Below are 20,940 nucleotides of genomic sequence, written 5' to 3' on the forward strand. Positions count from 1 at the left end.
GGAAAATGGACAGTGAAATTAGTGAAAGGCTGTGGCATAGTTAGGAGTATGAAAATCAAAGTCAGCCATATATTGGTGCAACACTCTTACGAAGCCGATGATATTTTGCGATCCCTGAAAGATGGCAAAGATTTTGAAGAGCTTGCGCGCAAGTTTTCAAAATGCCCGTCCGCAGCTGACGGCGGAAACTTGGGTGTTTTTTCAGAAGGACGCCTTGATCCTGATTTTGAAGAGGCCGCATTTGCACTGAAAGTGGGCCAAACCACGACTAAACCAATTCGTACGCGTTTTGGATATCACATCATCCGCAGAACGGCTTAAATAAACACGCGGCTTTTGATTCAAGCATCATTCATCTTTTTTCGCCCAGAATTCTGACGGTTTCAGACGAACGACTGGTAAACTTCTGCGCGCAATAAAAAACATTAAATTCTAAATGTGAACACTCCGAAGGGAACAGGAACTACCTTAGGAGGGATTTGAGATGCTTGCACCTCGTTCAGTAATCTACCTTGGTACGTTGTCTCTGGTTCTGGCTTTGACAGCTTGCGGACCGGGTAATGAAGGCCTTACGGCGATTGACGAAACCGGCGATGAAACGGCATCTATTGTTGACCCAGGAACTGGGTCAGTAACGGATGAAGTGTCCAATGGAAATAATACTCAATCCGCCATCCCACAAAAACTCCTGTTAAATCAGGCGATGAGTGTTCGCTATGAAAGTAACAGTATCCTGGAGAATAAAGCGGAGCTGCCAGCAGGAACGCAAATTGAGGTTCCAGAGGACTACTCCACCAAGAATCTGGATTATCGTGATTCCAATGGGAAGATTGTCAGATCCAGCACAGGCTTTATCTACCCAATTAAAGTCGTATCGGTACCCTCTTCATTTGCGTCTCAATTTCCGCAAAGCAAAATTGATTCCTTGAACAAAACCTCAGGTGGACTCTTTATTTTTGCTTCGATAGTTGGAAGTTTGCAGGGGGCAGAAGGTAACTTCGCGGTGGTTGTGCCCGCTGCGGCTGGTGAGGGTTTCTTAAAAAACTACAACACTACCGGAAAACCAAAGTTCAGTTATACAACGTCTTCGACGAAGCGTTTTCCTAAAATCAACAAGGGTGTTGATCCCGCGACATTAAGCTCAGCAGATCGTGCAAAGTGGAATGCGATCTACTCCGAGCTTAGAAAAGTTGCCAATCGCGAAATCCAAACTCCCAAGTCCTACCTGATGGTGGATTCCACAACAGCAAAAGCCGCATCCCTGGACTATGAGAAAACCGGCAAAGTCGCATTGAATGGAGCTTGGTCCATCGCCGTTCAACAAACCGCGGTTCGCCATGGCTTTGCAAATGTTCCTTGTGCAGAATTTCAATCTGAACTTGTTCGTGAGGCCTATCAACGTGCGGGTTACCGCGTGAGTGATGATTTCAACACAAGCAAAGGCAATAAACTTATCTGGTCCAGTACTGCGGCGGTTGTGAATTTCTCGATGGCTCTTTATAAGGCCGGATGGATTGCCTGGGATGGGACGAAGTATAAACCCATGACCGGCGCTATTTTGATGAATGGTTCGGGAATTTCTCCGGGGCATACTTATATTTCAGGAAGCGATGACGGCATGATTATCGTTGATAATGGTTCGCCTCAAGGTCGTGACCTTAGAAAAACATCTGATTCAATTATCAGTATGATGTTTGAGACAGGTGTCTTCTTCCTGCCTCCAGGTATCAACCCGCCGACTTGGTAATTCTCTTTGGCGAGTAAAGAGTCAGTATATTGCCCAAAAGACAAAGTGCGACTCCCGCAACAATGTAGGGAGTCCACTTGAAGTCCTCATACATACTGGAAAGAGTCAGTGCAATAATCGGGGAGACAACTCCGGAATAAGCAGCTCTTTCTGCGCCAATGCGCCCTGCAAGCAGTAGGTATGCTCCGAACGCAAACACAGAACCAAATAGTGAAAGATACATCAATGAGCTCAGGTATTTTGCCGTCATGGGAATTGCGAAGCTATGCTGCAAAACCAATCCGACAATCAAAGTAAAGATGCTTCCGTACAGCATGCCCCAGGTGTTTGAGATAACCACGGGAACCGCTTTTCGATAGGATCGTTGGGAAAGCATGTTTCCGGTGGATGCTGACAAAGTCGCTATCAATCCCAGCACCAATCCGAAAATGGTGTTGCGGTTGGCCTGCAGACCCATGATCTCGTTCATAAAGATCAAGCCGATACCTGCTCCACCCAAAAGGGAGCCGGCGATGACTTTAGGTGTGATGGGCTTTTTAAAGAAGATCTTCATGCCCAGCATGTTGTAAGGAACAATGACGGTAAAACAAATAGCAGCGATGCCGGAGCTGATCATCGTTTCTGACCAATACACCAGCATGTAATTGATCGAAAACATGAAAATCCCCATCGCCAGAAAATTCACATGGTCTTGCTTACCATAGGTCAGCTTTTTTCGAGTTATTAGGCAGTAGGAGAATAGCAGAGCTGCACCCAAGGCAAATCGCCAAAATACCGAGGCAATTGGGGAAGCTGAGTCGACTTGAAAAGTGATAACGAGCCAGGTGGAGCCCCAGATCAGAGTGCATATAGCATATAGGAGGAAATTCATGGGATTCACAGTGGGCAAGTTCTCAGCTTAAGTCAAGAAATGGACCTTCTGGACCCCTTAGGTTGCCTAAATCCACATCCGTTAGTATTCTTCATATATTGATTAAGGTGGTACTGGTGAAAAGACTTCTATTTGCAATCATCACATCTGTTTCGTTGTCGACTGTGGCAGCACCTAAAAATTCTGATAAAGAGACACAGCCATATCGTGGTGTGGTTTATTTTAAATATGATCTTAACGGCAAAAAACACCGTGAATCCCTGCACATTCAAAAAGACGTAATCCGTGTGAATGCTGAAGAAGTTCAAAAAAAGAACTGGAAGAAGGGTGAGCCTGCGATGAAGGTGGTGACCAAACTTGAGAAGTCATCCACTGCAAAATGCACAGCGGGAAAGTACACTCTGAAAGTTGAAAAGAGCGGCAAAAAAAGCCAGTCAGAATCCGGCTGTGTCGGCACACCTCGCTTCAAGCAGCTTGAGACATCTTTTGCCGCTTTAAAGAGCCTTGTGCCGAAGCAATATAACAAAGACATGACTCCGCAGTAGAATAAGATACGTATATCTAACGTTTACCAGTAAACTTCAAGCGACGGAAATACAGCAGACGATTGTTTGCAGGCATTTCGTAGTCTTTCACCAGCTCAAATTCATTTTTAAACATCGCACTGATAACGTCCTCGAACGCGCGGATGCCGCTTTGAGGGTTGGCTTCGCGCAAAGTTTTATCGAACTCCTCGTTCGTGGGTGCGGTGAATTTGCCGTTGTAGTTGAAAGGTCCGTAGATCAAAACCTTGCCGCCTTCCTGCAGGCGTCCACTGATTAGTTTGATAAAGGTTTTGCATTCCTTCCAACTCATGATGTGAAAGGTATTGATGGTCAGGATCACATCGTAAGAGCGGATTGGAAAATCATCTTCACCAACCTTCATGCGATACGGAGTCTTGATGTTAGGGGATCCTTCTTCCTTGATGCGGGCTTTAAGGGCCGGCAGGTTTTCGCTGACTTCGGTGGGTTGCCATTCCATTTTTGGAAAAAAGGGAGCCAGGTAGACTGCATGTTGCCCGGTTCCTGAACCAACCTCTAAAAGTCTTTGATCCTCGGCGCGGATGACTTTTTTAAGTACTTCCAGAATGGGTTCTTTGTTGCGTTCAGCAGAAGGGGAGTGAGGGAGTTCCATAAGATCCTTTGTGGTTAAATGAAAAAAGCCCCGAAAACCGGGGCTTTTAATTGACGGGGACTAGTCTTCGTCCTCGTCGTCATAATCCTCATCTTCATCGTCCTCATCATCTTCGTCGTCTTCATCATCTTCATCCTCGTCTTCATCGACGTCGTCTGCGGATTCGATACGTACCAGCCAACCCTCTTCGTAAGGGTCTTCCATGATGATGGATGGATCGTCGATCACTTGTGTGTTGATTTCGATAACAGTTCCGTCAACTGGAGAATAAATGTCCAGTGGGCCATCGCTGGTCTCGATTGTTCCGATCACAGCTTCAGTGTCCACTTCCTCTTGTTCAGCAGGAAGGTCTACAGAACTGATAGAATCGAAATCCTCAAGTCCGTCTTCGTTGATACCGATTGTGATTACGCCATCTTCTTGGCGGTACCACAAATAGCCCATAAAATTTTTTACGTCGTCTGATGCCATTTAATCTCCAGGAAAAAATACTGTTAACAATCGTAGTACAAGTGGAACTCGTAAGGAACTGGTCTTTGCTGTACTGGACGAACTTCTTTGTCGATTTTGTACTGCACCCACGTATCAATCAAGTCTTCACTGAAAACATCGCCCTTTTTCAAGAAACTGCAGTTTTTCATCAGATTATCCAAGGATTCTTCCAATGTTCCCGGAACAGATGGGATTTTTGCTGCCTCTTGAGGTGGCAATCCGTAGATATCTTTATCCAATGGGTCGCCCGGATTGATCTTATTGATGATACCATCCAAGCCCGCCATCAGGATCGCTGCTTCTGCAAGGTAGATGTTCGCCGTAGGATCTGGTGTGCGGAACTCAATACGTTTTGCTTTCGGGTTTGGACCTGAATTTGGAATACGCATCGCCGCAGAGCGGTTTTTGAAGCTGTAAGCCAATTTCGTCGGAGCTTCAAAGCCCGGAACCAAACGCTTGTAGGAGTTTGTCGTTGGATTGATGATACCGCACAATGCAGGAGCATGTTTCAACACGCCACCGATGTAGTGCAACGCCATCTCTGACAAACCTGCATACTTGTTACCTGCAAAAAGATTTTTACCATCTTTCCACAAAGACATATGAATGTGCATACCGGAACCGTTGTCGCCAAAGATTGGTTTTGGCATGAATGTCGCCGATTTGCCGTGGCGAGCGCAAACATTCTTAACGATATATTTGAACCACATCATTTTGTCGCCCATGTTCAGGGCAGTGTCGAACTGGAAATTGATTTCACATTGACCGGCAGAAGCTACTTCGTGGTGATGGCGCTCCACACGCATTCCACAACGTTCCATCTCTTCACAAATTTCAGAGCGGATGTCTTGCAAGGTATCTGTTGGAAGCGCAGGGAAATAACCTTCTTTGGAGCGGATTTTGTAACCCAAATTTGCTCCGCCTTCATCGCGACCTGTATTCCATACAGCTTCATTGCTGTCGACCATATAGAATGCAGAGTTTGGTGTCTGTTCAAAACGAACATCATCAAAAATGAAGAATTCGGCTTCAGGACCGAAATACGCTGTATCAGCAATGCCTGTTGACTGCATGTAGGCGATTGCTTTCTTAACGATTTGACGTGGATCGCGGTCATAAGGCTGCAAGGTTTCCGGCAGACATACGTCGCAGATCAAAGACAAAGTTGGCATTTCCATGAAAGGATCCATCATTGCTGTTTTGGCGTCAGGTCTGATGATCATGTCAGACTCTTCGATACCTCTCCAGCCGCGAATGGAGCTTCCGTCGAAGCCAAATCCGTTTTCAAATGATTCTTCTTCAAGCTGGTGAAGAGGAATTGTTAAGTGTTGCCAAGTTCCGATCATGTCACAGAACTTGAGGTCTACCATCTTCGCGCCCTTTTCGTGCGCGAATTTCAGTGCTTCTTTCGCAGTCATTTGCGTCTCCTTGCAAAAACTAAAATCAAAAAACTTAAATTGCTAACTTGCTAAGCCGTGGCCCTGGCGAAGGCTAAAGCGCCTCTTCGTTTTTCTCTCCCGTACGAATTCTCAGTACGGACTCAACTGGTAATACAAAAATTTTCCCATCACCTATTTTACCGGTGTGGGCGGTCTTGCGGATTGCTTCAACGGCACTGTCTATCAATGCATCAGGCAATACGACTTCCAGTTTTATCTTGGGAAGAAAATCAACAACGTACTCAGCACCTTTATAAACTTCGGTTCGGCCCTTTTGACGTCCGAATCCACGTACTTCAGAGACCGTAATCCCTTCAATTCCAACTTCCGAGAGCGCATCGACGACATCGTCGAGCTTAAAGGGTTTTATGATAGCCTCTATTTTTTTCATGGGTTCCGTCGTTCTAAAGTTGTCCTGCAGTTGCCGCTAGAAAGGATAGCAAACGCTTTAAATAAAGCAAAAAAGACTCAAGCGATTTTATTATTTTAATTTTCACATAACGCGAATCGCCACCCAATTCTAGGTTGAGCACTCTAGTTGTTTTTGGTACACAGCCCGTCCGCGCCGCTTTTTTGAGCAGCGCTTTTGGATTCGGAAAACCACTATTGTTGTCAGACCGGGGGGATTATGACTGCAACACGTTTTTTCGTATATGGATCATTGACCGAGGGGATGGTTCATTACACAAAGATTCAGAACTTCGTGGAATCATTGAGCTTTGCCAGAATTAAGGCCAAGGCTTATCGTTTGAAGGTCGGCTATCCGGTGCTTGTAAAAGGCGGGGCTGATTTAGTACCAGGACAACTTGTTGAACTTAAAGCATCGGACCTTTTGGTCAATTTGCTGGATGAGTTTTACGGATACAATAAATTGGATCCGGACAAGAGTCTTTGCTCCAGGGAAGAAGTGGATGTTTATGTCGAGGGTTGTTCAGGCCCGGTAAAGGCATGGACTTACTTTTTGAATCCACTGAAAATGCCAGTAAATGCTGCTGTTATTGAAGGCGGTGACTGGAGAAAATCAATTGAGGATCAGCCTTTGATGACATCTAAGTTGACGGACAAGCAGTCGACTTATATTCAACGTCTGGGACGCTCCACAGGTCGTGAGATCGTACCTATTGATTTGACCCTTTATCGTGAACTGATGAACCTTGAGTTGATCGTTGATAAAGGTCGCAGACTGGCTCTATCCAAATTGGGCCAAGAGGTATTTAGACATCTTGGATAATTCAAACAAAGTCTTCCGAATCGTATTGATTGAGCCCGAAATTCCGCAAAACACGGGGAATATCGGGCGCACTTGTGTGGCAACGAACTGTGAGCTTCACATCGTCGGTAAAATGGGCTTTGAGATCAATGATACCAATGTAAAGCGCGCGGGGCTGGATTACTGGCCTCATCTGACGTGGCATCACCACGCGACTTTCGAAGACTGGTGGAAGCTGGTTGAGGATCCGTCGCGCGCGTGGTTCTTCACGACAAAGACCAAACGCACTTACTTTGAGCCTCAATATCAATCCGGTGACTGGCTGGTTTTTGGAAAAGAAACTAAAGGATTGGATCCGGATCTATTGGCAAAGTTCCCATCGCAAACTGTGACCATCCCGATGATCGGTGAGGGTTCGCGCAGTTTGAATCTCGCAACCAGTGTTGCGATCGCCGCCTATGAAGGCGTCAGACAAATCAAGTACACCTAGATAACGTTAACTCAAAGTTTTTATTGTTCTTAATCCTGTCGTCAGCCTACACTGATCTGGCAAGGAGTTAAGGATGACCTCTGGCAATCAAAAGAATGCACCTCAGGTGTGGCAGTTTCACAAGGCCACGGAATATTTAAAAGCTCACTATGAATTCAGGAAAAAGCTGGATCCTGGATTTTCTTATGATGTCTGGTCCCTTGAGCTTGGTTACAAAAGCAGATCTTTCATTAAAATGGTGGTTGCGGGTCAAAGAAACCTGACTTCTGATTTTATTCAGACTTTCTCTGCAAAAATGGTTTTTTCCTCTGAAGAGGCCGCCTATTTCCTGCTAATTGCATCACACGAGCAGGCTGAAAGTGAGCCCGAGCGGGCGCTTTACATGGACAAAATATTTGAGTGCCGGGGCCGCCGCATGGATTTGCGTATTCTTGAAAATCAGGACGAGTTCCTGTTGGATGCCGAACTGCCAAAGATTCTTTTGTTGCTGGGGTTTCAGGATATCAAAAAAACTCCTCAATATTTAGCTGAAATCACCGGTATGGATGTCTTAATGATGAAAGCGCGACTGGAAAAGCTTTCCTCAATGGGACTTGCGACTTTTAAGGACCTAAACTGGGAGCCGATTGATGAGTCTTTCCGCGTTCCCAAAAAGTTTGGCAACGCGGCGTTGGCCAGCTATCACAATGCCGCACTGACTGAGGCCATGGCTGCGCAAAAAATCGAGACACGACTTAGAAGATTCCGCAGTCTGCTGTTGCCGCTGGGGGAGGCGGATTTTGACTCTTTACTGATCGATATTGAAAATCTTGTTGGTAAATCCATCGAAAAGTATAATCACAAGGAATTACAGAATCGTCGCTTGTATAAGATGAATGTCAATTTGTATCCGGTGACCGAGCTTGTTCACGGAGATGAGAACAAGACTGGACTATCACACAAAATTGAGAACACCGAGACTTAGACAAAGTCATAACTTGAAAGTGAAGGACGTTTAAATGAAAAAAGTATTTTTGGGATTGTCTTTGTTGGCTGGTTTGGTGGGCTGTGTAAGTAAAACAGTGGAAACGGACGTGAATTACCGGAAACCAACAGCCGAGGGCGGAGCGACGGGAGTGGGTGATATTGATTCGTCGACCGACGGTGCGCGAGATTTACTGGGCCGCTACAGATTGCCAATTGAGCGCGATGGTGAAACAAAAGTCCGTGTCGCTTACACCTATTGGAGTGGCGAATGGCCTCAGCCTATTGCAGACGTAAGTTCTAAAGTAAAAGGTTCAACTGTCATCTCCGGTTATCCGTCTCCACGAGTTCTAAAAGACCGAAAAAGTTGTCAGATCAAAAATGGTATCTACCATCCTTGGTCAGAAAAGACGCCTTCACTTATTAACTACTATTCCTTTATGGCTCCTGTAGACTTCCAGGCAAAAGAGGACGCCGTTCTTGAGGATGGTAAAAAAGACGGCCTTAAGGTTCCTAAGGGTGCAAAAGTCACCGATGTTGTGCCTCTTTCCGAAGGATGGGTTTCCGGAACGCTTAGAATTGGAAAGGGTGTTCGTGTTGTTGAGGTCTTCTATAGCGGACTTTACGAGTCAAAAAGCTTTGTTCGTTTGACGCCAGATGATCGCTTTAATGAACAGTGGCTACATTTGGAGTGCGCAGCTAAGGATGCTAACGGTAAGTCTCAGACGATATTCGTGGAGGTCTATGACCTTATGAATCAGAATGGCGTGTCTCCGGGAACTTTTGATGGGTACGGTAAAGTTAAGTCCCAATAAAAAATTATTTCGAATGTTGAGCGAGTGCGCCTGCGGGCGACTCGCTCGGCGATTTTGCAATATGGGATTAAAATCCATTAATGCAAGTAAGGTAGTTTCATTTTTTTATACTTATTTTTCTCTCTCGAGCTCCTCTGTTGGTCTTAAGTCTGGGTTTACGAATTTCCGAGTGATCTCGCGTCAATGACGCGCATAAAAAATGCCCCCTTGCCTTGCAGCTCACATGTCATCGCGCTATCCTTATCCCCTATGGTAACGCAAATACTTACAAAACTATTCGGAACGAAACACGACCGTGAAATGAAAAAGATCCAACCTATGGTGGATCGTATCAATGCCTTGGAACCACAAATGAAGGCGCTTACGGATGAACAACTAAAAGCAAAAACTCCTGAGTTCCAGGAACGTTTGAAAAAAGGCGAAACTGTTGACGACATTTTGCCGGAAGCATTTGCAGTCTGCCGTGAAGCTTCGATTCGCGTTCTGGGCATGCGCCACTACGACGTTCAGTTGATCGGTGGTATCGTTCTTAACAGCGGCAAGATCGCGGAGATGAGAACGGGTGAAGGTAAAACCCTGGTGGCTACTTTGCCGGTCTACTTGAATGCACTTACTGGTCGCGGTGTTCACGTTGTGACAGTGAATGATTATCTGGTTCGTCGTGACTCTGAGCACATGGGTCGTCTGTACGGCTGGTTGGGTCTTACGACGGGTATCATCGTTCACGGCTTGAACGATCAACAGCGTAAAGAAATGTACGCTTGTGACGTTACTTATTGCACGAACAATGAACTTGGTTTCGATTACCTTCGTGACAATATGAAGTTTGATTTGAACGATTACGTTCAACGTCCTCACTATTATTCGATCGTGGATGAGTGTGACTCCATCCTGGTCGACGAAGCACGTACTCCGCTGATCATTTCCGGTCCGGCAGAGGCATCCACTGAAAAATACCAAATCGTAAACGCCATCATCCCGCACTTGAAGCGCGAAACTCACTTCACAATGGAAGAGAAATCCAAAACGGCTTCTTTGACAGATGAAGGTAATGCGAAAGTTGAAGAACTGTTGGGCGTGGGCAATCTTTACGATCCACAGAACATCGAACTTCTTCATCACGTTTACCAGGGTTTGAAGGCTCACTATCTGTACCGTCTTGATGTGGAATACATGATCAAAGACGGCGAAATCGTGATCGTGGATGAGTTCACAGGCCGTTTGATGCCGGGTCGTCGTTGGTCTGATGGTCTTCATCAGGCGATCGAGGCGAAAGAGGGCGTTGAAGTTAAGTCTGAGAATCAAACTTTGGCGACTATCACTTTCCAAAACTACTTCCGTATGTACGCGAAACTTTCAGGTATGACGGGTACAGCGGACACAGAGGCGGTGGAGTTCAAAAAGATCTACAACCTTGATGTGAACGTGATCCCGACAAATAAACCGATCCGCCGTATGGATGAAGAGGACGTTGTCTATAAATCTGAGAAAGCCAAATACAAGGCAATCACAGCAGACATCAAGGAACGCTCCACTAAAGGTCAACCGATCCTAGTGGGTACTGCTTCCATCGAGAAATCCGAAGCTTTGAGCCGCTACCTTCGCAATGAAGGCATCAGACACGAAGTTTTGAATGCAAAACACCATGAGCGCGAAGCCGAGATCATTGCTCAGGCCGGTCGTAAAGGTTCTGTGACTATCGCAACAAATATGGCCGGTCGTGGTACCGACATCATGCTGGGTGGTAACGCCGAGATGCTTGCGAAGTCCGCTATTGGTAACGACGAGTCTCCGGAATACACAGAGGCTTTGGCCAAAGTAAAAGGCCAAGTTGAAAAAGAACGCGCAGAAGTGCGTGAGCTTGGTGGTTTGTACATTATCGGTACTGAACGCCATGAATCCCGTCGTATCGACAATCAGTTGCGTGGTCGTTCTGGTCGTCAAGGTGACCCGGGTGAGTCTCGATTCTATCTTTCTTTGGAAGATAACTTGATGCGTATCTTCAACGGTGAACGTATCCAAAAAATCATGGAAATGTTGAACATCCCTGAAGACGAACCAATCACAGCGAAAATGGTGACGAACGCGGTTGAGGGTGCTCAACGTAAAGTCGAAGGTCATCAATTTGATATTCGTAAAAACCTAATGGACTACGACACTGTTATGAACAACCAACGTAACGCGATCTACGGAATGCGCCGTCGTTTGTTGGAAGGACAGGAAGTTGAACGTTCTGTTTTGGACATGCTGGGTGACGTGGTTTCCAATATCCTGGATACTTACGTTCCTGAAGATGGCAAAAAAGAAGAGATCAACACGGAAGGCTTGAACAACTCGTTGGCACAAACTTTCGGTTTCAGAATTGACTTGGAAAACAGAGCTATTAATTCTGACATGATCATTGATCAGGTTCGTGCCGGCGTTAAAGCTGTTTACGACCGTCAAAAAGAATCCATGGGACCATTCTTTGAACAAGTTCAAAAGATGATCATGCTTCAGTCCATTGACCATCACTGGAAAATGCACTTGGCGATCATCGATAAGCTTAAAGAAGGTATCGGTTTGCGTGGTTATGCTCAAAAAGATCCTTTGATTGAGTATAAAAAAGAAGCGTTCCTGGCGTTTGAAAAACTGAACAACACGATCAAGGGCGATGCGATTGAAAAAATCATGCGCGTTCAACTTGTGCCTCAACAGTCTGAAGAGGAAGTGTTGGAAAGCCTGCGCCCGGAGGAATCAGATTTGGATGATTTGGATTATTCTTCTCCTGCGGAGTCAGACATCGGTCATTCTCTTCCGGATTTGAGCGGTCCAAATGAACCTCCAAAACGTAAAATGACTTTCCAAAGCGGCCCTGCAGATGATCGTCCGATGAATCGCGAAGAGCGTCGTCGTATCGAAAAAGCGGGCAAAGGAAAAAAATAATTGGTTCACTGTCCGAGCTGCCAACAACCAGTAGAGATTCTGGATAAACACCTGGGGACGCTATTCACGTGTCCCCTGTGTGCGGCAGTTTTCTTTGTAAACTGGGACGGTCAACCCGAGGTTGCGTCCCACGAAGTCGAACAGGAAACCCCGGAACAAAACGACAATGGTTTTGTTCCTCCCATCGCAGATCAATACCAGGATCAGTACCAAGATCAATATGTCGAGCCCACTGAGGAGCCCCACTTTCAGGAAAATGCTGACAGTTTCGGTGAAGTGAATGCGGATCATGCCGGCGAAGGCTTTGAAGCAACACCTCTGACTGAGCAGTACTCTGAACAGCTGTCAGAGGCGGCAACGGAATCCGAACCTGCCTATGATATAGGTTCCAATGAAAGTTTCGATTATTCTGAAAATTTGAATCAGCCCGCAGAGCCAATTATTCCTCCATCCACCACAGACGATGCGAATTTTGCGGATGTCCTTGATTTTGCCAATGCGAATACCACGGCGGGGAATTTCTCCTATGCCGTGATCATTGAAGGTCTGGACAGCAGTCAGTTGGTTTATCAGCTGAAAGAAGCCATTACGGATTCAAAGTTTGGCTGGGATGTGAGTGAATTACTGACTCACATTGGCGGTGGTCGCCTGATTATTAAGGGCTTAAGCCCAGCTAAAGCTTCCGTGCTAATCAACCGAATTAAATATCTGCCTTTTAAAATTTCTTGGAGGCAAGATGTTCTCTCTGGCTCTTAAATCATTTTTTGTTTTATTGATGGTAATGTCCGTTGCTATGGCTGCGTTTGCCAGCGAGGGTGGCGGTCACGGCGGTGGCGAAGCCGAGGGCGAAAAGAAGGAAGAGGCCCCTAAGGTTGAAGTCAAAGCTGAAGAAAGCTATGACAAGGTGGCGGCCCGGGTTGCCGCGCTGGAAGCCAAAATCAAGTCAGGCCAGGAAGAAATCGAAAAACTGATTGAAGCCAAGGCCCATACCAAAGAACCCGCTGCGGTGAATGACATCGTTAAACAGATGCTGACCCTGCATAAAGATTTGAAAAAGAACGTGGAAGAATACAATCAGGCTCGTGGTCTGATGAAGTATCGCTATCCTGAAAAAGGGCTTACGACCAAGCGTGAATATGAGCGGATTGAAGTGAAATCACTGGACGATATGGAGTCTCAGATGAGTTTGTCGTCTTCGGTGAATCGCACTTTAAAGAAGGTTCGTACGCAGTATGAATCCCCGGAAGGTGTAAAGCAGCACACTTCTGGAGATCAGGTTTCTGCGTCCCAGGGCTCTAAAAAAGCACCTAAGGCTCCGGAACTGACGGAACCGGTGATTCTAAAAAAATAACTGTCTCAAACTGATACAACGTGTTCTTGTCACCTTTCCGTCATAGGCCGAAACTGATATCTTATAAAGGTGTGGGGGAAACATGTTGCGACTGATGTCGATTCCAATCGTCGTTCTAGGGCTGCTCACGTCAGCTTGTCAGACATCTATGCTGAAGCAATTCGATTCCATCAAACCAGGTATGGAAAAGGATGATGTTTTGGACATTATGGGAAGCCCCAATCAAACTCAACGGGTATCCGGCAAGGACCGTTGGTACTATACCTTCTATGATAAACGCATGCGCTTTCAAAAAGAAGTTCAATTCGTTGATGGCATGGCGATCTATATAGGCGAAGTGGCGCAACCTGTGGCGGAGCAATCTGCGGCGGCAGTTGATGCCCGAAATGAAGCCCACAATAAACAGGTCGATGAAGAAATCAAAAAGGAAGTACTGGAAAATCGTAAGGCCTATGATGCTTACGAGGCTCAAACGCGTGGAACCGATAAGGTTCGCTATCTTCCGCAGTTTGAACCTATTCGCTGAAGTTTAGCGGTGTGCCCAGAACAGAAATGATCTCGTAACCAGAGACTTCCAAAGACTCCGATTGGTCAGAGCTGACAAGTTTAATTCCCGTCCAAACCCATTGGTAATTCTGCTGTCTTGGCAAATCAACAATAATTCCCTCCAGGTGCAGGCCATCCGGAGCCACTCTGCAGGAACCGCGAACGATAGTGCGTGGAATCTCGCCGGATTCGGCCACTCCTTCAGCGGAAAAATGCAGTTCAATTTTTGGAAAGCGATGACAAACCGAAATCTTCGCACCAGCTTCATCACTCATGAAAAAATGACCCAGATGCAAGCGCATCCCGTCGCTGTAGTCTGTGACTTGAGCACTTTTCAATAGCTGATACTTAAACGCTTTTTGAAATTCCTTGGGATTTGATCCGGACAAATCAGAGCTCGCCATGGCCGTGTCCATTGCCGCCTCCTGCTCTGTGGAAGCGATTTTGCGGCTGCTCGAGAATTGATTGTTCATGTAGGTGATGCCCACAGGCAGTGCCAGCAAAAATAAAATTGCGATTTTGGTTTTCGGCGATCTTTTGGAAACGGGCTTTTGTTCGTCGCTCATTTTAGTACTCGCATTTCAATGCTTTACGATCCGCATCTGTTAAGACATCACGTTTTGTGCCGGCATTCAAGACGGGCCACATGACGGTTGACAGTGTGGAGCGATGTTTGAGACCCAGGACGTGTCCAAATTCATGAATCAACAAGCTGCTCAAGTGAAGATCCGAAGTGAGTTCCGGATTTTCTATATAGAAATGGTAGTACTTTGAGTTAATGGTCATGTCGGACTCAATGATTTGATTTCCAGACCAGTAAAGAGTTGTGATGGCTTGGTAGTTTGGTGATTTGGTCCAATTCGGATTCCAATAAATCCCATTGCGGTTGTCTTTGCCGCCTTCGTAGGAAAGATCGTCCTCATTAACTATATCAAACAGTTTTAAACCGGCTGCATCTTCCCAAATTTGTGCGGAAGCGCGGATGACCGCTTCGTTGGGAAGCGCTTCGCGACTGATAAACATGCGAATTGGCAGTCTGGATTTCCAGGAAACGCGTTGGCCGTAAACGTTTTGCACGAATCCGCATTCATCTTGAGCAGCACTTGCAAGTGTTGTGTCTGTTCCAGGGCCCAATGTGACACCTTGGCTACATCCACTCACTACAAAGCACAGCAAAACGAATACGAAAAATTTGTACATATTCTCAGTTTACACGGAAAGCGAATGCAGGCGAATGGGTGCATTGTGTTCTCGACCTTCGACTGGTCCTGTGTCCGTCCTTGCCTCGTGAAGTCGCCCGGCGTAGGCTTTGTGCATGATAAATTTTAATTTCGCGAATAAAAATACTGTCGTTACAGGTGGCGCGGCTGGCATTGGGCTTGAGATTGTTCAACGCTTTCTGGCTGCGGGTGGAAATGTTTCTGTCTGGGATTACTCGGAAAAGGCTCTGGCTCAGGCTTCCGGGGAGCTGTCCAAGTACGGGGCGCAAGTTCAATACGTGCAAGTGGATATTACGGACCGCGAATCCGTTGCCAAAGCGACTTCGGGGTTGCCGTGGGCTGTGGATATTCTTGTGAATAACGCCGGAATCACGCGCGATAAGTCTTTTGCAAAAATGGGCGCGGACGATTGGGATGCGGTCATCAACACGAATTTGACGGGATTGTTTAACGTTACGAAGTCCTTGTTGGAAAAATTCAATCCAAACTCTAATCACAAACGCATTATCAACATCTCTTCCGTTGTTGGTTTGTACGGAAATTTTGGTCAGACGAATTATGCTGCAGCAAAATCAGGCGTGATCGGAATGACTAAAACTTGGGGCAAAGAATTGGGGCGCAAAGGATTTACATCTAACGCAATCGCGCCGGGCTTTATCAACACCGCAATGACGAAAGCGATGCCGAAAGAGGCGATCGACGCTATGGCGGCTAAGATTCCGGTGATGCGCCTTGGCGAGACTTCGGATATTGCGAATGCCGTTCTGTTTTTGGCTTCTGAGCAAGCCGCTTACATCAATGCGACAGTGTTAAGCGTTGATGGCGGTATCACTTTATAAGCCAAATTGAGAGCGAGTATCAGTGCTGATATTTCACCTTTTGCGGCGCAACAATACCATCTGGACGAGATGGTGTAATTAGTTGCGGTCCCTAGGGTTTTCCGGTACTTAACTTAGATTATATTACAATACTGTGACAAAACTTTTTTGCGTCCCCTTGGGAGTGCCAGCCTATGTCTGAGAATAAAGATCATTATAACCGTGGTGGCTTGTTTGCCTTCTTGTTTTCAATGGCGTTTGTATTCGCCTTTTTCTTCTACCTAGTTGTTATCAACAAAGGTGTTGATTTGGCTGAAAACGTTATCGATCCAAATGCTCCGGCAGCAGCAACAGGTCCAGTGTTTGATATTACTAAAGTGACTGAGCCGTGGGTGGAAACTCCAGAGATGATCACTTACGGACAAAAAGTATTCAAAACAAACTGTGCTATGTGCCACGGTGATACTGGTAAGGGTGATGGCGCCGCTGGTGCAGCTTTGAATCCAAAACCACGTAACTTGGTTGAAGGTAAATGGACTCAAGGTGATGGTATCATCAATCACTTTAAAGTCGTTACTAACGGTATCCCGGGAACTTCCATGGCAGCTTTCGGTCACTTCAAGGCCGCTGACCGTTGGGCAGTTTCTCACTACATTAATTCTATCACTGAAAATAAATCGAAAGACGATCCTGCTAAAGTTGCTGAGTTTGCAAAAACCGCAAAATAAATAGGAACTTACTGAATGTCCAAGAGGCTGTTCGTTTTGAAAGCAAAAACAATGGGAAAGGTTCTGACTGGAGCCATCGTTGTTTTGTTCTCAGCAACACCGACCTGGGCATCCTACGACCTGAAACAAAAAGAAGCTGGCATGCCTGCCAACGAAAAGGCACGTGAGCTTCAGGGTGTAGGGATCGAGGAGAAATTGGGCAAGAAGCTCAATTTCGGAATGAAGTTTAAGGATGAAACCGGCAAAGAAGTTTCCTTTGGAGATTACTTTGACGGAAAACATCCGGTGATTGTTTCGCCCGTGTATTTTGTCTGTCCCGGTTTGTGCAACTTTCACCTTAATGGTCTGACAGATGCACTCAAGGTGATGGAAAAGCAGTGGACGGTGGGTGATAAATTTAAAGTCTTGGCTGTCAGCTTTGACTCTAAAGAAACACCTCAACATGCGGCGGATAAAAAGGACTTGTACATGAAAATGTACAACCGTCCGGGGTCAGAGAGTGGTTGGCACTTTTTGACAGGCACTGAAGAGCAAGTAAGAGCTTTGACAGATGCTATTGGATTTAAGTTCAGATGGGATGAAAATCAGAAGGAGTGGGCACACGCTTCAGCAGCGGTTGTTGTTTCTCCGGACGGAACGATTTCCCGTTATCTTCCTGGGATTATGTTTAATCAGCAGGATATTAAGTTGGCTCTAAACGAAGCGACCGAAGGTAAAATCGGAAACTTTGTGGATAGCCTGGTTTTGTATTGTTTTAAGTATGACCCACATAAGAGTAAGTACTCGTTGGCTGCGGTTTCAGTGATGAAGCTGGGCGGGGGAGTGATGGTTCTTGTGATGGTTTTATGGTTATTGCCGATTTATATTCGTTCTCGTAGGGCGAAAAAGAATGCGGCGGGGAGATAAAGGTACATGATGTGGTTTAATATTGCGAAGGCCCAATCCTTCATGCCAACGCAAGGAACCGAGATTGCCAAGCAGGTGGACAATCTTTACGGATTCTTGCTGATTACAAGTTTCATCGCCTGCGTGCTGGTTATCGGCGGGATGATTTACTTCGTACTTAAGTACAAACGTAAATCTGAAAACGATAAAACAGCATATATCTCTCACAGCACAGCTTTGGAGTTCTTGTGGTCATTTATTCCACTTGTGATCTTCCTGGCGGTGTTTGCCTGGGGTTGGTACATCTTCCACGGTATGCGCTCCATGCCGAAGGATGCTTTGGAAATCAACGTCCTTGGTAAACAATGGGCATGGGAAGTTGAATACAAGAATGGTTATAAAGCAGTTAATGAAATCGTTGTTCCTGTGAACACTGATGTTAAGTTGCTTCTAACTTCTCAAGACGTAATCCACTCCTTCTTCATTCCAAGCTTCCGTATCAAGCAAGATGCTGTTCCAGGTCGTTATACGGCTTTGTGGTTCCGCGCTGAAAAACTGGGTGAGTTCCATGCATTCTGTGCTGAGTACTGCGGTACCACTCACTCTGGCATGATCGGTAAAGTACGTGTTGTGACTCGTGAAGAGTTCGATAAGTACATGGAAGAAGGTCAGGAAGAAGGCCAATTGCCTTTGGCTAAACGTGGGGAAAAACTTTTTGCGTTGAAAGCTTGTGCTTCTTGCCATGCTGTCGACAATCCTGCAGCAAAAGTTGGTCCTTCTCTATTCCAAGTATTTGGCCACGAAGTGGTATTGGCTGATGGTTCTAAAGTGAATGCGGATGAAAACTACATCCGTGAATCCATCCTTCAACCAAACGCTAAAGTTGTAAAAGGTTTCCCTCAAGGCGTTATGCCAACGTTCCAGGGTCAGATTAACGAAAATGAGCTTAACGCACTTATCGAGTACGTTAAGAGCTTGAAGTAATAAGGAGTGCAGCTCATGGGTAGTCATTCATCATCAGCTCACGGCGAAAACTATATTAATTGTGAAAAAGGCCTATGGTCTTGGTTGACGACAATCGACCACAAGCGCATCGGTATCATGTACATGATCGCTGTTATGTTCTTCTTCTTTGTCGGCGGGGTTATGGCCTTGCTTCTTCGTTTGGAACTTTTTGCTCCGAACGCGACAGCGGGTGTTGGTCAGGTTTTGAAAAACGGTGACGTTTACAATCAGGTTCTGACTTACCACGGTGCGATCATGGTCTTCATGGTTATCGTTCCTGGTATTCCGGCGATTCTGGGTAACTTCTTCCTGCCGATTCATTTGGGCGCGAAGGATATGGCATTCCCTAAGATCAACTTGCTTAGCTGGTACGTGTTCATGGCCGGCGCATTGTTGGCAGTAGCGACTTTCTTCCTGTCTAAAATTGACACTGGTTGGACGTTCTACACTCCTTACTCTATCCGCACTGGTACTTCAGTGGTTGTGATGGTTGTGGCAGCCTTCATCATGGGTATGTCTTCCATTCTGACTGGTTTGAACATGATCGTGACAGTTCACAAACTAAGAGCTCCGGGCATGACTATGCACCGTATGCCTTTGTTCGTGTGGGCGATGTACTCCACGGCAATTTTGCAGCTTCTTGCAACTCCGGTTTTGGGTATCACTTTGATGTTGTTGGCAGCTGAGAAAATCTTCGGTGTTGGTATCTTCGATCCAGCATTGGGTGGTGACCCGGTATTGTTCCAGCATTTCTTCTGGTTCTATTCGCATCCAGCGGTTTACATCATGATCTTGCCAGCGATGGGTGTGATCTCTGAGATCATCACTGCTTTCTCTCGCAAAGTTATCTTCGGTTATACGGCAATTGCATACTCTTCTTTGGGTATCGCAGCGGTTTCCTTCTTCGTTTGGGGACATCACATGTTCGTATCCGGTCAGTCTGAACTTGCCGGTATCATGTTCTCTTTCATCACGATGCTGGTTGGGGTTCCGACAGCGATCAAGATGTTCAACTGGGTTGCGACGATCTACAAAGGTTCAGTTCGCTTTGATTCCCCGATGTTGTTCGCTCTTGGTTTCTTGTTCCTGTTCGCTATCGGTGGTGTGACAGGTATCATGCTTGCGACTCTTCCAATCGACGTTCACTTCCATGACACTTACTTCGTGGTAGCTCACTTCCACTACGTAATGGTGGGTGGTACTTTGATGGCGTTGATGGGTGGCTTCTATTACTGGTTCCCGAAAATGTTCGGTAAGAACTTCAACGAAGCTTTGGCTCGTTTGTCGTTCGTGTTCATCTTTATCGGTTTCAACGTGACGTTCTTCCCTCAGTTCATCCTGGGCGCGATGGGTATGCCACGTCGTTACTTCGATTACATCCCGAACTATGAGCAGCTGAACAAAGTTTCAACTGTAGGTTCTTGGTTGATCCTTATCGGTTTCTTGATCGGTCTTTATGCGATTGTACAAGGTATCAGAAAAGGTTCGAAAGCAGTTGCCAACCCATGGGGCGCAAAAACTCTTGAGTGGCAGACAGCTTCACCTCCACCACAATTTAACTTCGATGTTGAACCAGTAGTAACAGCGGGGCCTTATGAGTACAGATAATGTAACACATCCACACGCAGCACACGTGTCGCATCACTTTAACGATGCGACTCAGGAATATGACAGCGGTAAGCAGGGTATTTGGTTGTTCATGGTAACCGAGATCCTGATGTTCGGAGCGTTGTTGATCGGTTATGGAATCTTCCATCACCTTTATCCTGCGATGTTCTCTGAAGGAGCGAAGCAACTTGATTGGAAATTGGGTTTCGTAAATACCCTTGTTCTGATCTTCTCTTCTTTCACAATGGCGATCTCAATCCAGTTGATCCAGCGTAATCAGATCAAAAAAGCTGCAATGGCTTTGGCGATCACGATTCTTTGCGGTGCGGTCTTCATGGTGATCAAGTACTTCGAGTGGACACATAAATTCCATTTGGGTTTCTATCCAGGTCGTTTCTTGGATTTGGCTAAGACAGGTGCAGAACACGCGAACCTAGGTATGTACTTTGGTTTCTACTTCTGTATGTCGGGTCTGCATGGTCTTCACGTATTGATCGGTATGGGCTTGATCACTTGGTTGTTGATCAGAACAATCCGTGGTGAGTTCCACTCCCAATACTGGATTCCGGTTGAAGGTGTTGGTATCTTCTGGCACATCGTCGATTTGATCTGGATCTTCCTATTCCCTCTTCTTTACCTGGTGGGTTAACA

The 20,940-nt window shown here is 46.1% G+C and carries 24 protein-coding genes; 17 read left to right on the forward strand and 7 right to left on the reverse strand.

Annotated features, from left to right (window positions below):
- The first annotated feature begins 48 nt into the window (after positions 1-48).
- Positions 49-321: a peptidylprolyl isomerase gene (locus ACLVWR_RS07540; protein ID WP_413583202.1), complete on the forward strand. Its 273-nt coding sequence runs from the start codon at positions 49-51 to the stop codon at positions 319-321.
- Positions 322-484: 163 nt separating this feature from the next.
- Entirely contained in the window at positions 485-1,747 is a 1,263-nt protein-coding gene (locus ACLVWR_RS07545; RefSeq protein WP_413583203.1) for a hypothetical protein, read from the forward strand.
- Here the strand turns inward: ACLVWR_RS07545 and ACLVWR_RS07550 are convergent.
- A complete protein-coding gene (locus ACLVWR_RS07550) occupies positions 1,728-2,618 on the reverse strand; it encodes a DMT family transporter (RefSeq protein WP_413583204.1) in 891 nt (296 codons plus the stop codon). The two genes, ACLVWR_RS07545 and ACLVWR_RS07550, sit on opposite strands and share 20 nt — an antisense overlap.
- Before the next feature lie 116 nt (positions 2,619-2,734).
- On the opposite strand from ACLVWR_RS07550, the gene ACLVWR_RS07555 reads away from it, so the two are divergent.
- Positions 2,735-3,163 carry a hypothetical protein gene (locus ACLVWR_RS07555; protein WP_413583205.1) on the forward strand — a complete coding sequence of 143 codons (429 nt, stop codon included), beginning with the start codon at positions 2,735-2,737 and terminating at the stop codon, positions 3,161-3,163.
- Between the two features lie 16 nt (positions 3,164-3,179).
- Here ACLVWR_RS07555 and ACLVWR_RS07560 read toward each other — a convergent pair whose 3' ends face one another.
- The 4 genes from ACLVWR_RS07560 to ACLVWR_RS07575 all read right to left on the reverse strand — a co-directional run bounded on the left by ACLVWR_RS07560 (position 3,180) and on the right by ACLVWR_RS07575 (position 6,116).
- A complete protein-coding gene (locus tag ACLVWR_RS07560; RefSeq protein ID WP_413583206.1) occupies positions 3,180-3,794 on the reverse strand; it encodes a DUF938 domain-containing protein in 615 nt (204 codons plus the stop codon).
- 60 nt (positions 3,795-3,854) lie between these two features.
- Positions 3,855-4,265 carry a glycine cleavage system protein H gene (locus ACLVWR_RS07565; RefSeq protein WP_340598406.1) on the reverse strand — a complete coding sequence of 137 codons (411 nt, stop codon included), beginning with the start codon at positions 4,263-4,265 and terminating at the stop codon, positions 3,855-3,857.
- Positions 4,266-4,288: 23 nt separating this feature from the next.
- Positions 4,289-5,704 carry a type I glutamate--ammonia ligase gene (glnA, locus tag ACLVWR_RS07570; protein WP_340598407.1) on the reverse strand — a complete coding sequence of 472 codons (1,416 nt, stop codon included), beginning with the start codon at positions 5,702-5,704 and terminating at the stop codon, positions 4,289-4,291.
- A gap of 73 nt (positions 5,705-5,777) precedes the next feature.
- Positions 5,778-6,116, reverse strand: a complete 339-nt coding sequence (locus ACLVWR_RS07575) for a P-II family nitrogen regulator (protein ID WP_340598408.1) — start codon at positions 6,114-6,116, stop codon at positions 5,778-5,780.
- A 237-nt stretch (positions 6,117-6,353) separates the two neighbouring features.
- Between ACLVWR_RS07575 and ACLVWR_RS07580 the strand changes: the two genes are divergently transcribed.
- The 8 genes from ACLVWR_RS07580 (at position 6,354) to bamE (ending at position 14,005) form a co-directional block, all read left to right on the forward strand.
- A complete protein-coding gene (locus ACLVWR_RS07580) occupies positions 6,354-6,956 on the forward strand; it encodes a gamma-glutamylcyclotransferase family protein (RefSeq protein ID WP_413583207.1) in 603 nt (200 codons plus the stop codon).
- The gene (locus ACLVWR_RS07585; protein WP_340598410.1) at positions 6,949-7,425 is read left to right on the forward strand and encodes a tRNA (cytidine(34)-2'-O)-methyltransferase; all 477 of its coding nucleotides are present in this window, start codon (positions 6,949-6,951) and stop codon (positions 7,423-7,425) included. The genes ACLVWR_RS07580 and ACLVWR_RS07585 overlap by 8 nt, the downstream gene beginning before the upstream one ends.
- A gap of 73 nt (positions 7,426-7,498) precedes the next feature.
- A complete protein-coding gene (locus ACLVWR_RS07590) occupies positions 7,499-8,389 on the forward strand; it encodes a TIGR02147 family protein (RefSeq protein ID WP_413583208.1) in 891 nt (296 codons plus the stop codon).
- 34 nt (positions 8,390-8,423) lie between these two features.
- Positions 8,424-9,203, forward strand: a complete 780-nt coding sequence (locus tag ACLVWR_RS07595) for a hypothetical protein (RefSeq protein ID WP_413583209.1) — start codon at positions 8,424-8,426, stop codon at positions 9,201-9,203.
- 249 nt (positions 9,204-9,452) lie between these two features.
- A complete protein-coding gene (gene secA / locus ACLVWR_RS07600; RefSeq protein WP_413583210.1) occupies positions 9,453-12,128 on the forward strand; it encodes a preprotein translocase subunit SecA in 2,676 nt (891 codons plus the stop codon).
- Complete coding sequence (locus tag ACLVWR_RS07605; RefSeq protein ID WP_413583211.1) at positions 12,129-12,884, forward strand: zf-TFIIB domain-containing protein; 756 nt, start codon at positions 12,129-12,131, stop codon at positions 12,882-12,884. It begins immediately after the preceding gene.
- Positions 12,865-13,479: a hypothetical protein gene (locus ACLVWR_RS07610; RefSeq protein WP_413583212.1), complete on the forward strand. Its 615-nt coding sequence runs from the start codon at positions 12,865-12,867 to the stop codon at positions 13,477-13,479. The genes ACLVWR_RS07605 and ACLVWR_RS07610 overlap by 20 nt, the downstream gene beginning before the upstream one ends.
- Before the next feature lie 82 nt (positions 13,480-13,561).
- Positions 13,562-14,005 carry an outer membrane protein assembly factor BamE gene (gene bamE, locus ACLVWR_RS07615; RefSeq protein ID WP_413583213.1) on the forward strand — a complete coding sequence of 148 codons (444 nt, stop codon included), beginning with the start codon at positions 13,562-13,564 and terminating at the stop codon, positions 14,003-14,005.
- Here bamE and ACLVWR_RS07620 read toward each other — a convergent pair.
- Positions 13,995-14,591: a hypothetical protein gene (locus ACLVWR_RS07620; protein ID WP_413583214.1), complete on the reverse strand. Its 597-nt coding sequence runs from the start codon at positions 14,589-14,591 to the stop codon at positions 13,995-13,997. The two genes, bamE and ACLVWR_RS07620, sit on opposite strands and share 11 nt — an antisense overlap.
- A 1-nt stretch (position 14,592) precedes the next feature.
- On the reverse strand, positions 14,593-15,225 hold the full coding sequence (locus ACLVWR_RS07625) for a matrixin family metalloprotease (RefSeq protein WP_413583215.1): 633 nt from the start codon (positions 15,223-15,225) through the stop codon (positions 14,593-14,595).
- 109 nt (positions 15,226-15,334) lie between these two features.
- Between ACLVWR_RS07625 and fabG the strand changes: the two genes are divergently transcribed.
- The 6 genes from fabG (at position 15,335) to ACLVWR_RS07655 (ending at position 20,938) form a co-directional block, all read left to right on the forward strand.
- On the forward strand, positions 15,335-16,084 hold the full coding sequence (fabG, locus tag ACLVWR_RS07630; protein ID WP_413583216.1) for a 3-oxoacyl-ACP reductase FabG: 750 nt from the start codon (positions 15,335-15,337) through the stop codon (positions 16,082-16,084).
- Between the two features lie 173 nt (positions 16,085-16,257).
- Entirely contained in the window at positions 16,258-16,791 is a 534-nt protein-coding gene (locus tag ACLVWR_RS07635; protein WP_340598420.1) for a cytochrome c, read from the forward strand.
- A gap of 15 nt (positions 16,792-16,806) precedes the next feature.
- Positions 16,807-17,697 carry an SCO family protein gene (locus tag ACLVWR_RS07640; protein ID WP_413583217.1) on the forward strand — a complete coding sequence of 297 codons (891 nt, stop codon included), beginning with the start codon at positions 16,807-16,809 and terminating at the stop codon, positions 17,695-17,697.
- Positions 17,698-17,703: 6 nt separating this feature from the next.
- Positions 17,704-18,660, forward strand: coding sequence for a cytochrome c oxidase subunit II (coxB, locus tag ACLVWR_RS07645; protein ID WP_413583218.1), 957 nt, complete (start codon positions 17,704-17,706; stop codon positions 18,658-18,660).
- A gap of 15 nt (positions 18,661-18,675) precedes the next feature.
- Positions 18,676-20,289 carry a cytochrome c oxidase subunit I gene (gene ctaD, locus ACLVWR_RS07650; RefSeq protein WP_413583219.1) on the forward strand — a complete coding sequence of 538 codons (1,614 nt, stop codon included), beginning with the start codon at positions 18,676-18,678 and terminating at the stop codon, positions 20,287-20,289.
- A complete protein-coding gene (locus tag ACLVWR_RS07655) occupies positions 20,276-20,938 on the forward strand; it encodes a cytochrome c oxidase subunit 3 family protein (protein ID WP_340598424.1) in 663 nt (220 codons plus the stop codon). The genes ctaD and ACLVWR_RS07655 overlap by 14 nt, the downstream gene beginning before the upstream one ends.
- Positions 20,939-20,940 lie beyond the last annotated feature (2 nt).

Source organism: Bdellovibrio sp. HCB288 (genome assembly GCF_047305935.1).
Lineage (GTDB): Bacteria > Bdellovibrionota > Bdellovibrionia > Bdellovibrionales > Bdellovibrionaceae > Bdellovibrio.

Excerpts from the sequence above, each read along its gene's own strand:
- ACLVWR_RS07590 (WP_413583208.1), top strand. The coding sequence starts at position 7,499 with ATGACCTCTGGCAATCAAAAGAATGCACCTCAGGTGTGGCAGTTTCAC.
- secA (WP_413583210.1), top strand. The coding sequence starts at position 9,453 with ATGGTAACGCAAATACTTACAAAACTATTCGGAACGAAACACGACCGT.
- ACLVWR_RS07565 (WP_340598406.1), bottom strand. The coding sequence starts at position 4,265 with ATGGCATCAGACGACGTAAAAAATTTTATGGGCTATTTGTGGTACCGC.
- ACLVWR_RS07560 (WP_413583206.1), bottom strand. The coding sequence starts at position 3,794 with ATGGAACTCCCTCACTCCCCTTCTGCTGAACGCAACAAAGAACCCATT.
- ACLVWR_RS07620 (WP_413583214.1), bottom strand. The coding sequence starts at position 14,591 with ATGAGCGACGAACAAAAGCCCGTTTCCAAAAGATCGCCGAAAACCAAA.
- ACLVWR_RS07545 (WP_413583203.1), top strand. The coding sequence starts at position 485 with ATGCTTGCACCTCGTTCAGTAATCTACCTTGGTACGTTGTCTCTGGTT.
- ACLVWR_RS07595 (WP_413583209.1), top strand. The coding sequence starts at position 8,424 with ATGAAAAAAGTATTTTTGGGATTGTCTTTGTTGGCTGGTTTGGTGGGC.
- ACLVWR_RS07655 (WP_340598424.1), top strand. The coding sequence starts at position 20,276 with ATGAGTACAGATAATGTAACACATCCACACGCAGCACACGTGTCGCAT.
- ACLVWR_RS07635 (WP_340598420.1), top strand. The coding sequence starts at position 16,258 with ATGTCTGAGAATAAAGATCATTATAACCGTGGTGGCTTGTTTGCCTTC.
- ctaD (WP_413583219.1), top strand. The coding sequence starts at position 18,676 with ATGGGTAGTCATTCATCATCAGCTCACGGCGAAAACTATATTAATTGT.
- ACLVWR_RS07575 (WP_340598408.1), bottom strand. The coding sequence starts at position 6,116 with ATGAAAAAAATAGAGGCTATCATAAAACCCTTTAAGCTCGACGATGTC.
- ACLVWR_RS07640 (WP_413583217.1), top strand. The coding sequence starts at position 16,807 with ATGTCCAAGAGGCTGTTCGTTTTGAAAGCAAAAACAATGGGAAAGGTT.
- ACLVWR_RS07610 (WP_413583212.1), top strand. The coding sequence starts at position 12,865 with ATGTTCTCTCTGGCTCTTAAATCATTTTTTGTTTTATTGATGGTAATG.
- bamE (WP_413583213.1), top strand. The coding sequence starts at position 13,562 with ATGTTGCGACTGATGTCGATTCCAATCGTCGTTCTAGGGCTGCTCACG.
- ACLVWR_RS07625 (WP_413583215.1), bottom strand. The coding sequence starts at position 15,225 with ATGTACAAATTTTTCGTATTCGTTTTGCTGTGCTTTGTAGTGAGTGGA.
- glnA (WP_340598407.1), bottom strand. The coding sequence starts at position 5,704 with ATGACTGCGAAAGAAGCACTGAAATTCGCGCACGAAAAGGGCGCGAAG.
- ACLVWR_RS07540 (WP_413583202.1), top strand. The coding sequence starts at position 49 with ATGAAAATCAAAGTCAGCCATATATTGGTGCAACACTCTTACGAAGCC.
- coxB (WP_413583218.1), top strand. The coding sequence starts at position 17,704 with ATGATGTGGTTTAATATTGCGAAGGCCCAATCCTTCATGCCAACGCAA.
- ACLVWR_RS07580 (WP_413583207.1), top strand. The coding sequence starts at position 6,354 with ATGACTGCAACACGTTTTTTCGTATATGGATCATTGACCGAGGGGATG.
- ACLVWR_RS07550 (WP_413583204.1), bottom strand. The coding sequence starts at position 2,618 with ATGAATTTCCTCCTATATGCTATATGCACTCTGATCTGGGGCTCCACC.